We start from the raw sequence: 14,172 nt of genomic DNA on the forward strand, positions 1-14,172 counted from the left end.
CTTGTTGCCACGCTGGGTTGCGTACCTGTTGTCGAAACTGCTGGTAGTCCACATCGTCGAGGCACAGTTCTTCGCCATGGGACAGCAGCCAGCGCTGGCCATCGAAGTCCAGCACCGTCGGGTCAGTCAGCAGCGTCATGCCACAGCCCTTGGCAAAGTCGTTGCCCAGCAAAAAGTCGCGGTTGCCGTGCATGAAATACACGGACATGCGCGCTGCCGTTGCGCTGATGACCTGCTGGCATTGCAGCGCGAAAGCCCCCTCAGGGTCGTCAGCCGCGCGGGTGATGTCATCGCCCACCCAGACCTCGAACAAGTCGCCCAGAATGAACAGCGCATCAGCCGACGTGCTGGCCATGTAGCGCTGCCAGGCAGCAAAGGTGGCGGGCTCGCCGGCCTGCAGGTGCAGATCGGAAATGAAGTCGATCATGCGCCAGTGGGGGCGGGCAATTTCCACTGGCGCAATGGGGAGCATCCGAATCCCCGGAGGTTTACAGCGCGACGGCCTTTTCGATCACCACGTCTTCCAGTGGCACGTCATCATGGTAGCCCTTGCGGCCGGTTTTGACGGCCTTGATCTTGTCCACCACATCGGTGCCGCCCACCACTTTGCCAAACACCGCGTAGCCCCAGCCCTGGGCGCTGGGCGCGGTGTGGTTCAGAAAGCTGTTGTCGGCGACGTTGATGAAAAACTGGGCGGTGGCCGAGTGCGGGTCGCCGGTGCGGGCCATGGCCACGGTGTAGTTCAGGTTTTTCAGGCCGTTGTTGGCCTCGTTTTCGATCGGCGCGTCGCAGGCCTTTTGCCCCATGCCAGGTTCCATGCCGCCGCCTTGCACCATGAAGCCTGGTATCACGCGGTGAAAAATGGTGTTGTGGTAATGGCCCTTGTTGACGTAGCTGAGGAAGTTGGCGGCGCATTTGGGCGCCTTGTCAGCATCGAGTTCAAGCGTGATGGTGCCGTAGTTTTTGATATGGAGTTCGACTTGGGGGTTGCTCATGATTTATTTCACCAGGTTTGCAGAGTTGATAAGAATGGGGGTTTTGGGGACGTCAACACCAAACGGGCCACCGGGGCCGGTGGGCGTGGACTTGATGGCGTTGACCACGTCCATGCCTGAAACGACTTTACCAAAAACCGTGTAGCCAAACAGGCGGTTGGAATTTAACAGATCAGCACGGGGCGTGTTGGTATAAACCTCACCCTGGAATTCAAAACGCGGCACCGGGTCGCCTGGGGGAATGGCGACGGGGTCGAGGCGGCGGTTGTCGGCCACATTGATGAAAAACTGGGCAGTGGCCGATTGCGGGTCACTCGTGCGCGCCATGGCCAGCGTGCCGACCACATTGCGCAAGCCCTTTTCATAGGCCAGGCGGCCTTCATGCACGACAGGTGCGCGGGTGGGCTTTTGCTGGTAACTGGCATCGAAGCCGCCGCCCTGGATCATGAAGTTGCCGATCACGCGGTGAAAAATGGTGCCGTCATAGTGCTTGTCCTTGACGTACTGCAAGAAATTCTCGACCGTTTTGGGCGCCTTGTCGGGGTACAGCTCGACCACAAAATCGCCCGCCGAGGTGGCAAACTTGACCTGTGGCGCGGCTTGCGCCAGCGCCAGGTTGGCCGCAGTCGATAGCGCCGAGGCGGCTATAGAGGCACGAACCAGCATGCCAAATGTATTGAAAATCATCCAATTACTCCTTCATAAGTGGGCGTCAGTGCCGATCTGTGTGATCAGCCGCTGTGACTGCGGGCAATCAAGGCTTGACTACCGGGGGTAGCGTTGTCTGGCGCGGGTTGGCCAAGCTGGGTTTGAAGACTTCGCGGATCAAGGCGAGCTTGGGCGGCACAAAGCTGTTGCCGCTGTCGAGTTGCAGGGCTTTGTTGTAGGCTTGGCCAGCCAGACGGGCATAGACGTCGCCCAGATTTTCATAGGCCGTGGCGTAACCGGGGTTGGTGCGGATCGCCATTTCGAGTGCCGCGCGCGCCTTTTCATAGTGGCCCTGCGCTGCATGTAGCACGGCCAGGTTGTTGTACGGTTCGGCCAGTTCGGGGTAGTCCTGGGTAAGGCTGACAAAGGTGGCAATCGCCTCGTCCTGCTTGCCCAGATTGCGCTGGATTACACCCTTGAGAAAGCGCATTTGCGGATCGGCCGGTTTGGTGGCTAGGTAGCTGTCCACCTTGGCCAGGGCCTCGGCGAATTTGTTGGCGCGCACTAGCTGGCTGGTGTCAGCGTATTCGTCAGCCTGGCTCGACAGTGCCGTCAATGCCCCCAAAATGATGAACCAGCGCAAGGTTTTGTAAAGGAGTGAACGGGCTTGCTTCATGGGTGGAAGTGTGGAAAGGAGTGGCTCGGCCTGCCCACAAGCATGTGTGGGTAGGGCCTTATACTGATGCGAATTGTAGCTGAGGGGTCCTTTTTTGGGCGTGTTTGCCGGTTGCCGGACACCATGCTCGAACGTATGGTTCGCGCCTCCCCGTTTGGCGCAATATTGGTTTTTTTAATGGATTTAGACGACTCATGAGTTTGCGCATTTACAACACGATGTCTCGTGTTCTTGAAGCTTTTTCGCCGCTACAGCCCGGCCATGTGCGCATGTACGTGTGTGGTATGACCGTGTATGATTTGTGCCATCTGGGCCACGCGCGGGCCATGGTGGCTTTTGATGTGGTGCAGCGCTGGTTTAAGTGCAGTGGCTATCAGGTCACTTATGTCCGCAACGTGACTGATATCGACGACAAAATCATCAAGCGCGCCCTTGAAAACGGTGAAACCATCCGTGCCCTGACCGACCGCATGGTGGCAGCCTTGCACCAGGATGCCGATGCGCTGGGCATCGAGCGCCCCACGCTTGAGCCGCGCGCTACCGACTACGTCCCCTCCATGCTCAAGCTCATCGGCCAGTTGCAGGACAAAGGCCTGGCCTACCAGAGCGGCGACGGTGATGTGAACTTTGCGGTGCGCAAGTTCGACGGCTACGGCAAGCTCAGCGGCAAGTCGCTCGACGAGTTGCGCGCCGGCGAGCGTGTGGCTGTGGCCGATGGCAAGACCGATCCACTCGACTTCGTGCTTTGGAAATCTGCCAAACCTGCCGAGCCGGTCGATGCCAAATGGGACAGTGTTTATGGTCCCGGACGGCCGGGCTGGCATATCGAGTGCTCGGCCATGTGCGGCGAGTTGCTGGGTCAGACGGTCGATATTCATGGCGGCGGGGCCGACCTGCAGTTCCCCCACCACGAGAACGAAATCGCCCAAAGCGAAGGCGCCACCGGCCAGCCATTGGCGCGTTTCTGGATGCACAACGGTTTTGTCACGCGCGACAACGAGAAGATGTCCAAAAGCTTGGGCAATTTCTTCACCATACGCGAGATCCTGGCCCGCTTCGATGCCGAGACGCTGCGCTTTTTCATTGTGCGCGCGCACTACCGCAGCGCCCTGAACTACAGCGACGTGCATCTGGAAGACGCCCGCCAGTCGCTCAAGCGCTTGTACACCGCGATGGATTTGGTGCCCCCTGAATCAGTCGTCATCGATTGGACTGACCCCTTTGCGGCGCGCTTCAGGGCGGCGATGGACGAGGACTTTGGCACGCCCGAAGCGGTTGCAGTGCTGTTCGACTTGGCCAGCGAGGTCAATCGCACCCGTTCGGGTGCGCTGGCGGGTCTGCTCAAGGCCTTGGGTGGCTGCCTGGGCTTGCTGCAAGAAGACCCCAAAGCCTATTTGCAGTCAGGCGCCGGTGTCAGCGAAGCTGACATCACCCAGCGCATTGCCGAGCGGGCCGCCGCCAAGGTTGCCAAAGATTTTGCCGAGGCTGACCGCATTCGCCGGGAGTTGCTGGCTCTGGGTATCGTGCTGAAAGACTCGGCCAGCGGCACCAGCTGGGAAGTTTCCAAATGAGGGCGATCAAGAGATGAGTGCGACAGAGAGTTGTGCGACGCCCGCCTATTGGGAGGATGCCTGCAAGCATCTGGTCAAAAAAGACCGCGTCATGAAGCGGCTGATTCCGCAGTTTGGCCAGGCCTGCCTGCAAAGCCGGGGCGATGCCTTTGCCACCCTGGCGCGCAGCGTCGTCGGCCAGCAAATCTCGGTCAAGGCGGCGCAAACCGTGTGGGACCGCTTTGCCAAACTGGCGCCCAGGATGGCCCCCGCGCAGGTGCTCAAACTCAAGATCGACGACATGCGGGCGGCGGGTTTGAGCGCCCGCAAGGTGGAATACCTGGTGGATCTGGCGATTCACTTTGACAGCGGTCTGGTGCAAGTGGATGACTGGACGGCGATGGACGACGAGGCCATCATCGCCGAGTTGGTGGCCATCCGTGGCATCGGCCGCTGGACCGCCGAGATGTTTCTGATTTTTCACCTGATGCGCCCCAATGTGTTGCCGCTCGACGATGTCGGGCTGATCAACGGCATCAGCAAAAGCTATTTCTCGGGCGATGCCGTCAGCCGCAGCGACGCGCGCGAGGTGGCGCTGGCCTGGGCGCCCTACCGCACCGTGGCAACTTGGTATATTTGGCGCTCGTTGGATCCGGTGCCGGTTGAATACTGAAACCAAAAACTTTGCGGGACAGACCAAGATTTGCGCAGCAAATTTGCTCTGTCCTCAACTGATCAAGAAGACCCTGAACAGGAGCCCGTTTTGGCTAAAAAAACTTTCCTCGATTTCGAGAACCCGATTGCCGAACTGGAAAACAAAATTGAAGAACTGCGCTACGTGCAGACCGAGTCGGCGGTCGATATTTCGGCTGAAATCACCCAACTGGCCAAGAAAAGCCAGCAGCTCACCAAAGACATCTACAGCGACTTGACGCCCTGGCAAATCACCAAGATTGCGCGCCATGCCGAGCGTCCCTACACCATGGACTATGTGAACGAGCTGTTCACCCATTTTGTCGAGCTGCACGGCGACCGCCACTTTGCCGACGACCTCAGCATCGTGGGCGGCCTGGCGCGTTTCAACGGCACGCCCTGCATGGTGATCGGCCAGCAAAAGGGCCGCGACACGCGCGAGCGCGCCAGCCGCAACTTCGGCATGAGCAAGCCCGAGGGCTACCGCAAGGCGCTGCGGCTGATGAAGACCGCTGAAAAGTTCAAGCTGCCGGTGTTCACCTTTGTCGATACGCCCGGCGCCTACCCCGGCATCGACGCCGAGGAACGCGGTCAGGCCGAAGCCATTGGCCGCAACATTTTCGAGATGGCGCAGCTCCAAGTTCCGATCATCGTCACCATCATCGGCGAAGGCGGCTCGGGCGGCGCGCTGGCGATATCGGTGGGCGACCAGCTGCTGATGCTGCAGTATTCCATTTACTCGGTGATCAGCCCCGAGGGCTGTGCCTCCATTCTTTGGAAAACCGCTGACAAGGCGCAGGAGGCCGCCGACGCGCTGGGCATCACCGCGCACCGCCTCAAGGCTCTGGGCGTGATCGACAAAATTGTCAATGAACCAGTGGGCGGCGCGCAGCGCGACCCCAAGCAAATGGCGGCATTCCTCAAGCGCGCGCTGACCGAAGCGTACCGCCAGGTCAGCGACCTCAAGGTGGAAGATTTGCTGGCCCGGCGCTACGAGCGGCTGCAGAGCTATGGCCGTTTCACTGACACCAAGACCACGGGCAAATAACCCGCTTGCCACGCCATGACGCGCTCCTTCGAGCAGGCCATGGCCGCTTTCGAGCCTGCCTTGCCGCTGGCCGTAGCCTACAGCGGTGGTGCCGATTCCACCGCGCTGCTGCTGGCATGTGCGCGCCAATGGCCCGGCCAGTTGGTCGCCGTGCATGTGCACCACGGCTTGCAGGCGGCGGGTGACGACTTCGAACGCCATTGCCGGGCCTTTTGTGACAATTTGCAGGTGCCGCTGATGGTGCAAAAAGTTGATGCCCGACATGCCCCGGGGCAAAGCCCCGAAGCCGCGGCGCGTCAAGCCCGTTACAACGCCATCGGGGCGCTGGCGCAGCGCGGGCCAGCCGCCTTCCAAACCATTGCCGTTGCCCAACATGCCGACGACCAGGTCGAAACCCTGCTGCTGGCTTTGAGCCGGGGTGCCGGCCTGCCCGGCATGAGCGCCATGGCCGCGCAGTGGCGGCGCGCTGGCCTGACTTGGTGCCGCCCCTTGCTGGAGGTCAGCAGCGCGGATATACGGGCCTGGCTGAAAGCGCAGGGCGCTGACTTCATCGAGGACCCCAGCAATGTCGATGAACGCTTTACCCGCAACCGTATCCGGGCACGCCTGATGCCTGCGTTGCAAGCATGTTTTCCCCAGTTCCGTGACACCTTTGCCCGCAGCAGCCGCCATGCCGCGCAGGCTCAAGGCCTGTTGCAGGAGATGGCCGTTGAAGACCTTGCGCGCATCGGTGTCCCCCCAGCCATTAAATCCCTGCAAATCCTGAGCCCTCCGCGGCTGGCCAATTTGCTGCGCCACTGGCTGCTGCGCGTGCACCAGGTCACGCCGACCAGTGCTCAACTGGATGAACTGATGTTCCAGCTCGATGCATGCCGCACCCGGGGTCATCAGTTGCACCTGAAGGTGGGTCAGGGCTTTTGTGTCAGGCGCGGGGATGCCCTCGATTGGTACAATCCTCAGCTCTTGTAACCCACCTCAACCCCTTTCATGTCCTTGATTGTTCATAAATACGGCGGCACCTCGATGGGCTCAACCGAGCGCATCAGAAATGTCGCAAAACGCGTCGCCAAATGGGCGCGCGCCGGTCACCAGATGGTGGTGGTACCCAGCGCCATGAGCGGTGAAACCAACCGCCTGCTGGCCCTGGCCAAAGAACTGGCGCCATCCACCCTGACCGACGCCTACAACCGCGAGCTCGACATGCTGGCCGCCACCGGCGAGCAGGCGTCAAGTGCCTTGCTGGCCATTGCGCTGCAGGCCGAGGGCTTGGAGTCGGTAAGTTACGCGGGCTGGCAGGTGCCCATTCGCACCAACAACGCCTACACCAAGGCCCGCATCGAGTCGATCGACGATCAAAAAGTACGCGCCGATCTGGACGCTGGCAAGGTGGTCATCGTGACCGGATTCCAGGGTCTGGACGAATCAGGCAACATTACCACGCTGGGCCGCGGCGGCTCGGACACCTCGGCGGTGGCCGTGGCAGCGGCCATGAAAGCCGACGAATGCCTGATTTACACCGATGTTGATGGCGTTTACACCACCGACCCGCGCGTGGTGCCCGAAGCGCGCCGCCTGCAAACGGTGAGCTTTGAGGAAATGCTGGAGATGGCCTCCATGGGTTCCAAAGTGCTGCAGATTCGTTCGGTCGAATTTGCCGGCAAGTACAAAGTCAAACTGCGTGTGCTGTCGAGCTTTACGCCGTGGGACATCGATATCAATGAAGAAGCCAAATCTGGCACCCTGATCACTTTTGAGGAAGACGAAAACATGGAGCAAGCCATCGTTTCAGGCATCGCATTCACACGCGACGAGACCAAAATTTCTGTGCTGGGCGTGCCCGACAAGCCCGGCATTGCCTATCAGATCCTGGGCGCCGTGGCCGACGCCAACATCGAAGTGGACATGATCATTCAGAACATCAGCAAAGAAGGCAAAACCGACTTCAGCTTTACCGTGAACCACGGCGACTACGCCAAGACCATGGATTTGCTGAAAAACGTGGTGGTGCCCAAGCTCGGCGCCCAGGAAGTGTTGGGCGACACCAAGATCTGCAAGGTTTCCATCGTTGGCATCGGCATGCGCAGCCATGTGGGCGTGGCCAGCACCATGTTCCGCGTGCTCAGCGAAGAAGGCATCAACATCCAGATGATTTCCACCTCGGAGATCAAAACCTCGGTGGTAATCGACGAGAAATACATGGAACTCGCCGTGCGCGCGCTGCACAAGGCATTTGGCCTGGATCAGGCACCAGCCTGATTAAAGTCGCCAAGTCGTGACATAATCGCGGCTCTGATTTTCAGGAAACGTGACCGAGTGGCCGAAGGTGCTCCCCTGCTAAGGGAGTATGGGGTGTAGAGCCTCATCGAGGGTTCGAATCCCTCCGTTTCCGCCAAAATTAGGTTTTATGACATCCAATAAAGCCTTCAAGAAGCCCCGCAAACCTAGTGTTTACGGGGCTTTTTTGTTTTTTAACGTCCAGCTAGGGGTATTGCAAGCTAGTGGCTAATGGGGGTATCTTTGGGGGCATGGGGGTATTCCAGTGGGGGTATCGCCAAAAAACAACCCTTGGAGTGCCCTATGTCACTGACTGATACAGCCATCAAGAAGGCCAAGCCGGGCGACAAACCTGTGAAACTGAGCGACGGCAGGGGCTTGTACCTACTGCTCAATCCCGTTGGCTCGAAGCTATGGCGCTGGAAATACCGGTATCTTGGCAAAGAGAAGGTGATGTCGCTGGGAGCCTATCCTGATGTTTCCCTGGCGCAGGCGCGCGACGGTATGGGTGAAGCGCGCAAGTTGTTGGCCAGCGGCACGGACCCCATGGCGCAGCGGGCCACCGACAAGATCACCAAACAGGCATCTGCTGAAAACTCTTTCCAGTCCGTGGCGTTGCTGTGGTGGGACCACTGGCACGGTGCCAAGAGTGCTCGCCATGCTGATGATGTGATGCGCCGCCTCAAGGCTGATGTCTTCCCCGCCATTGGCGCACGCCCGGTATCGGAGATACAGGCGCATGAGCTGGTGGCGATGGTGCTGACGATTTCAAAGCGGGGGGCATTGGATATTGCCAAACGGGCCTTGCAGACCTCTGGACAGGTTTTTCGATACGCGGTGGCCCATGGCCTGGCCCAACGCAATCCGGCCGGCGACATTAAGCCCAGCGACGTGCTGGCGTCCCGCAAGGCTGGTAATTACGCACGCATCAGCGCCAAAGAGCTGCCTGAGCTGCTGCGGCACATCGAGGGCTATGCAGGCGCTGCCGTGACACGCATGGCCATGAAGTTGATGGCGCTGACCTTTGTCCGCACCTCTGAACTGATCGGCGCGCGCTGGGCCGAGTTTGACTTGGAAACGCGGCGCTGGGACATCCCCGCTTCGCGCATGAAGATGAAAACCCCGCACATCGTGCCGCTGTCCACCCAGGCGGTGAACGTGCTGCAAACGCTGCAACTGGTGTCCGGGCGCGGCAGGCTGCTGTTTCCGGGCGAGCGTGACCACGAAAAGTCCATGAGCAACAACACCATTTTGGGTGCGCTGGACCGCATGGGCTACAAGGGGCGCATGACCGGCCACGGATTCCGTGGCGTGGCTTCCACGTTGCTGCATGAAATGGGTTTTGACCATGCCCACATCGAACTGCAACTAGCGCACCAGGAACGCAACGAAGTGAGCGCCGCCTACAACCATGCAACCTATCTCAAGCAACGGACCAAAATGATGCAGGATTGGGCGGATTACCTGGACCGTTGCACCACAGGCAAGGTGCTGGCGTTCGAGCGTAAACAAGCCTGATCGTCAGTGTTTGGGCGATACGAACTGGGATCAAATTTGTGATCACTCGATGACCCGATATATTAAGACACTTGTTTAAATACAGTAATAGTGTTTTAATATGTCCCATGCCATCCGAAACAACGCCATCAATCCAAAGCTACCCACTCTCAGACCTGTGCGTGCTTGCAGATTTGCCCCTGCGCACGGTTCGCTATTACGTCCAGGTTGGCTTGGTTGATCGCCCCGAGGGTGAGACCCGTGCCGCACGCTACGGCGCCAAACATCTTGAGCAATTGCTGCTAATCAAAAAGTGGACAACGGCCGGGGTTTCTCTTGACCGTATCCGCCAACTACTCCAGGGCGAACCAGCGCCGGTGCCGCCACGCCACAAAGGCATTGGCACAGTTGAAGTGTGCAGTCACCTGATGGTCACAGACGGTATTGAGGTGGTCATCGAACCAGGCCGTGCTGGCATGACCCCCGAGCAAGTGCGTCATTTCATCAACGGGGTGATGACGGTGTTTGCACAGGTCACTGGCGACCAATCGGCCGATGCAGCAGGCGCCGCAAAAGCCCAGAGCAAAAAAGCATCTTAAAAAGGGAGTAAAAAAATGAGTCAAAAAGAACATGCGCAATTGACCTGCCGTGATGGTGCGCCGGTCATGCTGCAGGGTATCAATGTCTCCGGTGATCTGAACGGCTTGATGTTTGAAGCCAACATTGAGCAGCGTTTTTGCAACCCTACGGACAAGAACATGGAGGTGGTTTACACATTCCCCTTGCCGTGGGGTGCAGTCCTATTGGGTATTGATGTGCAGTTGGGTGACAAGCATCTGACTGGTGCCGTAGTCGAGAAGAAGCTCGCGGAAGCGCGTTATGAAGAAGCGCTCTCACAAGGCGATGCGGCCATCATGCTGGAAAAGAACCATGACCTCAGTTACAGCCTGAATCTCGGTAATTTGGCAGCCAAGGAAACCTGCGTCATCACGCTGCGTTATGCCCAGACGCTTCAATTTGAGCAAGGCGGTCTGCGTTTGTTGATCCCAACTGTGCTGGCACCGCGCTTTGGCGATGCGGTCATCGACGGCGGACTGCAGCCGCATCAGGCGCCTGTTCATAGCCTTACCGTGGACTATCCATTCAATATCGAATTGCGATTGCACGGTGATTTGGCGGCGGCCCGGGTCTTGTCGCCGAGCCATCCGGTTGGCATGAGCCATACGTCCAAGGATGGTGCCAACGTGCTAACGGTCAGCTTGGGCCGCAGTGCATCGCTGGACCGTGACTTTGTGTTGGTGATCGATCAGTTGGCCCATGATTCGGTAGCCCTGCTGGCGCGTGACATGGATGACGCTGATGGGCTGGCGGTAATGGCCAGTTTTTGCCCTCGAATTGAAACGCAGGCGGACAGTTTCATCGCAGTAAAAATTCTGGTGGACTGCTCGGGTTCTATGAATGGTGAGAGCATAGAGGCGGCGAAACGCTCCCTGCAAGCCATCGTCGGGCAGTTCGGACAGCTTGATCGATTTTCCCTGTCAAGGTTCGGTAGCAGCGTTGAACACCGGTCGCGCGGACTGTGGTCGGTGACTGATGCCACACGGCTGGCAGCACGGCGCTGGGTTGGCGCACTGGTTGCCGACCTTGGCGGCACTGAAATGGAATCGGCTCTGGAATCGACCTTTGAACTATCGCAATTGGTGTCCAGCGACGTTTTGCTGATCACGGATGGCGAGATCGAGTCGATTGATCAAACCATCGAGGCAGCTCAAGCATCGGGCCATCGGGTATTTGTGGTGGGCATCGGCAGCAGCCCCGCAGAGGCGCATTTGCGTCGCCTGGCCGAAACCACTGGCGGTGCCTGTGACTTTGTGGCACCGGGTGAAGCTGTGGAGCCAGCCATCTTGCGGATGTTCGCGCGCCTGCGTTCACCAAGGTTAAGTGACCTGACGTTGGTTTGGCCCGACGGCTTCAGCCCAACCTGGACCACCGCGGTCCCCAAATCCGTGTTTTGTGGCGACACAGTGAACCTGTTTGCCATGGCCAGGCAAATCCCCACGGGTATGGTGCGCCTCATGGGGCGCCTTGCCGATGATGGCGAACTGATAGAAATCGCCTGCGCACAACTCAGTGCCGATGTGCTGCAAAGTGACACCCTGTCGCGCATGGCCGTGGCGGATCACTTGCAGCGCAAATTCATGGTCAGGCCAGTCGGCACCAAAGCCTTTACCAAGGACCTGGCACTTGCCTACCAGTTGGTGACGGATCAGACCAACTTTTTGCTGATTCATGAACGCGCAGAAGCAGACAAACCCAAGGACATGCCCGATCTGCACAAAGTCAGCCAGATGCTGGCCGCTGGATGGGGTGGTGTGGGCGGTCACCGTGTTGACGAACAAAACCCTCACTATGGGGTTGTCAGCGCTTCAAGTGGCGATTTTGATATGCCCATGTTTAGCCGCGCGCAAGCAACCACCCCCGCCGTCTGGCGCACGGCAAGGAGCGAGTCTGTTGTGCAAAAAGAAGTCATGACACCCATGGCGCTATGCGTGTGGCTGCGGAAAATTCCCGAGATCAACTGGCCAACGGATTACCAGACACTGTGCCAGTTGGGCGTAAAACGTTGGGTGGTCGAATGGCTGGAGATTGCGATGGCAGCGAATCACGACAAGGCGTTGACCGAACAAACCGTTGTGCGAACTTTCCTGTTCGTCATGGCTCGGCGCGACACATTTGATCGACTGTCTTTGACCCAGGCTGCGGAAGTGCGCAGCAATGGATTTGTGCAAATCGTCAAAGGAATCTTTGCCACGGTTCATGGCGGCAGTAAAACGGGCGTCGATATGCAGCTTGCAGATGAAATCGCTGCAGCATTGCAAGGCATGACCGCTGATGTGTGGCCGGATCAGATTTACGAATTGACTGTTGTCTGAGCATGTGAGGCCAATATGCCCAACGTTCTAATTCGCCATGGTCACCGCCACCAAAACTCTTGAACTGCGCTTTTCAGAGTGTGACTATGGCCTGTCTGCTCGTCGCCTTTGGGAGCACACCGAGTTGGGGCAGATCAATGTATTCGGCCGTGCCATCAGTCAGCAGCCGGGTGCCAACATGGCAGCCGCGTTTATCGATGTTGTCCGTTTTGATGGGGAAACCTTTTCGCTGCTTGACATGACGCTAGCCGAACTACAGGCTGGTCAGTTTCAACCAAATACTTCGTTTCGCATCAATACCGAGTTGAGTCACCGAGTGAAGACGCAGCGAGGGCAGGCATTCGTCCGTGCGGTGGCAGCGCACCTTCAGCAATGTGCGACCAGGCAAGCCGTGCGCAATCTTCAACATGGCTTTCTGCCTGTTGCACGCACAGGTGATTCCTTTGGCGTGCCGTACATTTTTAGCACCTTGCAGCGTCGGCTAAGGGAAATGGGCAATTCAAAAGCTGCAGGCGTGCAGTGGATGAGAACCATCGAAAACTTTCAAAAGAAAGGCATGCGTGCCGAAGAGATGGAATTTGCAGACTTGTTTCCTGACTTGAATGTGGCGGACGATGCAAATGCTCAGCTCACAGGCGCGGCATTGGCGCGCTTGTGTCATTTCAAAGACTTGCGAATTTCAGTGATTCCGGTGATCAGCGACGCACAACGGCAGTTGCAATTTGCCAAGCCTACTGGCCGCAAGCTGACGCGCACCAAGAATTTGTCCAAGGCTTTGGTAGCATTACCCAGGACGGTTTCCAGCTTCGAGCCTGCGCTGGGCTACCGTATCGAGGAGGTAGAGCATGAGTCACTTTGGGGTGCTGAAAAAAGCTGGCAGGCTGTCACCTTTGGCGGCAAAGTTATCAGTACTCCCGTAGGGCAAACTGGCTTTCAGACGGCTGAAGCGGCAGCAGGGTTGGCCAATCAACACGCCAAAGAGCATTTCCCCAAACGCATGGCGCTCGGGCGCTTTGGTCACTGCGCCTGGACGGGTGGCCAGGATTACCGGGAATGGCTGATCACGTTGCCTTATTACCCAATGACTTATTTGTCAGGTCACTTCAAGGTTCGAAACGTGCTGGCCCATGTTCGCTGTGACGTGCGACTCGGTGCGGATGACGAGCGGGTCCTGATGTTGCAGGAGGCGCAGAGCGACTGGGCACAGCGGGCGCGCAAGGCTTCCAGTACGGGCACCATGGAAGCGGATGATGAGGTGCCTCCACCGTTCATGAAAGAGTGGTCGGCGCTGGTGATGAAGCTGGTGATGCTGCACGCGGCGCACCAAGGGCTCGATGCTGTGGCCTGGACGCGCGGCGCGCATCAGGTGCACCGATGGAATGGATTAGGTGCGGCAGGGCTGATTGAGTTGTACGACCGCACACTGCCGCGCGAGGTCAATCGGATCATGAAACCATTCGGTGGAGCGTGCGAGACGCTGGGGGTGTTTGTGCCGACCAATTTCAGCATCAAGCAAACGGAGAACGGGTACGAGGTCCATTCACCAGAACATGGGCTGTTAGGGACTGCGTCGACGCTGGAAGACGCCAGGGAGTTTGTTCCTGACAAAGGACATGAATTGCTATATGACGTTCATGGGGTGCGATTGACCGCGGCGATGCGTAAAGCGATTCTCGGCAGTGGATTCCCGGCCTGGGGTTGAAAATGGGTCGATCAAAGTTGACAGTGTCGGTCACAAACTACCCACTCCCGCAGGAAAGAATCGGGCAGCCTGATCCGTTGGCACCGGACTATGTGGGGACCTACAGTCCACCGTGTCCTTATATGACACACTGGCACCACTTGGTGACCCAGCCTC

13 protein-coding genes and 1 tRNA gene are annotated in these 14,172 nt (G+C 58.4%); 10 read left to right on the forward strand and 4 right to left on the reverse strand.

What is annotated here, in order from left to right; translation table 11 throughout:
* The 4 genes from PHF15_RS09965 to PHF15_RS09980 all read right to left on the reverse strand — a co-directional run.
* A partial coding sequence (locus PHF15_RS09965) for a UDP-2,3-diacylglucosamine diphosphatase (RefSeq protein WP_300120773.1) occupies positions 1–472 on the reverse strand: 472 nt, incomplete at its 3' end.
* A gap of 16 nt (positions 473–488) precedes the next feature.
* A complete protein-coding gene (locus PHF15_RS09970) occupies positions 489–995 on the reverse strand; it encodes a peptidylprolyl isomerase (protein ID WP_300120775.1) in 507 nt (168 codons plus the stop codon).
* Positions 996–998: 3 nt separating this feature from the next.
* A complete protein-coding gene (locus PHF15_RS09975; protein ID WP_300120777.1) occupies positions 999–1,682 on the reverse strand; it encodes a peptidylprolyl isomerase in 684 nt (227 codons plus the stop codon).
* Between the two features lie 67 nt (positions 1,683–1,749).
* Positions 1,750–2,319: a tetratricopeptide repeat protein gene (locus PHF15_RS09980; protein ID WP_300120778.1), complete on the reverse strand. Its 570-nt coding sequence runs from the start codon at positions 2,317–2,319 to the stop codon at positions 1,750–1,752.
* A gap of 194 nt (positions 2,320–2,513) precedes the next feature.
* Here PHF15_RS09980 and cysS point away from each other — a divergent pair, with 194 nt between their 5' ends.
* The 10 genes from cysS to PHF15_RS10030 all read left to right on the forward strand — a co-directional run bounded on the left by cysS (position 2,514) and on the right by PHF15_RS10030 (position 14,016).
* The gene (cysS, locus tag PHF15_RS09985) at positions 2,514–3,890 is read left to right on the forward strand and encodes a cysteine--tRNA ligase (RefSeq protein WP_300120780.1); all 1,377 of its coding nucleotides are present in this window, start codon (positions 2,514–2,516) and stop codon (positions 3,888–3,890) included.
* Positions 3,891–3,903: 13 nt separating this feature from the next.
* Positions 3,904–4,542, forward strand: a complete 639-nt coding sequence (locus PHF15_RS09990) for a DNA-3-methyladenine glycosylase 2 family protein (protein WP_300120782.1) — start codon at positions 3,904–3,906, stop codon at positions 4,540–4,542.
* Between the two features lie 90 nt (positions 4,543–4,632).
* On the forward strand, positions 4,633–5,610 hold the full coding sequence (locus PHF15_RS09995; protein ID WP_300120784.1) for an acetyl-CoA carboxylase carboxyltransferase subunit alpha: 978 nt from the start codon (positions 4,633–4,635) through the stop codon (positions 5,608–5,610).
* A 15-nt stretch (positions 5,611–5,625) separates the two neighbouring features.
* On the forward strand, positions 5,626–6,579 hold the full coding sequence (gene tilS / locus PHF15_RS10000; RefSeq protein WP_300120786.1) for a tRNA lysidine(34) synthetase TilS: 954 nt from the start codon (positions 5,626–5,628) through the stop codon (positions 6,577–6,579).
* Between the two features lie 18 nt (positions 6,580–6,597).
* The gene (locus tag PHF15_RS10005) at positions 6,598–7,866 is read left to right on the forward strand and encodes an aspartate kinase (protein WP_300120788.1); all 1,269 of its coding nucleotides are present in this window, start codon (positions 6,598–6,600) and stop codon (positions 7,864–7,866) included.
* A 43-nt stretch (positions 7,867–7,909) separates the two neighbouring features.
* Positions 7,910–8,002: transfer RNA gene (locus PHF15_RS10010), tRNA-Ser, on the forward strand.
* A 185-nt stretch (positions 8,003–8,187) separates the two neighbouring features.
* A complete protein-coding gene (locus tag PHF15_RS10015; RefSeq protein ID WP_300120790.1) occupies positions 8,188–9,402 on the forward strand; it encodes an integrase arm-type DNA-binding domain-containing protein in 1,215 nt (404 codons plus the stop codon).
* Between the two features lie 107 nt (positions 9,403–9,509).
* The gene (locus PHF15_RS10020) at positions 9,510–9,980 is read left to right on the forward strand and encodes a MerR family transcriptional regulator (protein ID WP_300120792.1); all 471 of its coding nucleotides are present in this window, start codon (positions 9,510–9,512) and stop codon (positions 9,978–9,980) included.
* A 15-nt stretch (positions 9,981–9,995) separates the two neighbouring features.
* Positions 9,996–12,314, forward strand: a complete 2,319-nt coding sequence (locus PHF15_RS10025; RefSeq protein WP_300120794.1) for a VIT domain-containing protein — start codon at positions 9,996–9,998, stop codon at positions 12,312–12,314.
* A gap of 37 nt (positions 12,315–12,351) precedes the next feature.
* Positions 12,352–14,016, forward strand: a complete 1,665-nt coding sequence (locus tag PHF15_RS10030; RefSeq protein ID WP_300120796.1) for a hypothetical protein — start codon at positions 12,352–12,354, stop codon at positions 14,014–14,016.
* The last annotated feature ends 156 nt before the right edge of the window (positions 14,017–14,172 follow it).

This window comes from Rhodoferax sp., from assembly GCF_028689295.1.
Lineage (GTDB): Bacteria > Pseudomonadota > Gammaproteobacteria > Burkholderiales > Burkholderiaceae_C > Rhodoferax.

What these genes read in the sequence shown, in the direction of transcription:
- PHF15_RS09970 (WP_300120775.1), bottom strand. Translation starts at nt 995, where the DNA reads ATGAGCAACCCCCAAGTCGAACTCCATATCAAAAACTACGGCACCATC.
- PHF15_RS09975 (WP_300120777.1), bottom strand. Translation starts at nt 1,682, where the DNA reads ATGATTTTCAATACATTTGGCATGCTGGTTCGTGCCTCTATAGCCGCC.
- PHF15_RS09980 (WP_300120778.1), bottom strand. Translation starts at nt 2,319, where the DNA reads ATGAAGCAAGCCCGTTCACTCCTTTACAAAACCTTGCGCTGGTTCATC.
- cysS (WP_300120780.1), top strand. Translation starts at nt 2,514, where the DNA reads ATGAGTTTGCGCATTTACAACACGATGTCTCGTGTTCTTGAAGCTTTT.
- PHF15_RS09990 (WP_300120782.1), top strand. Translation starts at nt 3,904, where the DNA reads ATGAGTGCGACAGAGAGTTGTGCGACGCCCGCCTATTGGGAGGATGCC.
- tilS (WP_300120786.1), top strand. Translation starts at nt 5,626, where the DNA reads ATGACGCGCTCCTTCGAGCAGGCCATGGCCGCTTTCGAGCCTGCCTTG.
- PHF15_RS10005 (WP_300120788.1), top strand. Translation starts at nt 6,598, where the DNA reads ATGTCCTTGATTGTTCATAAATACGGCGGCACCTCGATGGGCTCAACC.
- PHF15_RS10015 (WP_300120790.1), top strand. Translation starts at nt 8,188, where the DNA reads ATGTCACTGACTGATACAGCCATCAAGAAGGCCAAGCCGGGCGACAAA.
- PHF15_RS10020 (WP_300120792.1), top strand. Translation starts at nt 9,510, where the DNA reads ATGCCATCCGAAACAACGCCATCAATCCAAAGCTACCCACTCTCAGAC.
- PHF15_RS10025 (WP_300120794.1), top strand. Translation starts at nt 9,996, where the DNA reads ATGAGTCAAAAAGAACATGCGCAATTGACCTGCCGTGATGGTGCGCCG.
- PHF15_RS10030 (WP_300120796.1), top strand. Translation starts at nt 12,352, where the DNA reads ATGGTCACCGCCACCAAAACTCTTGAACTGCGCTTTTCAGAGTGTGAC.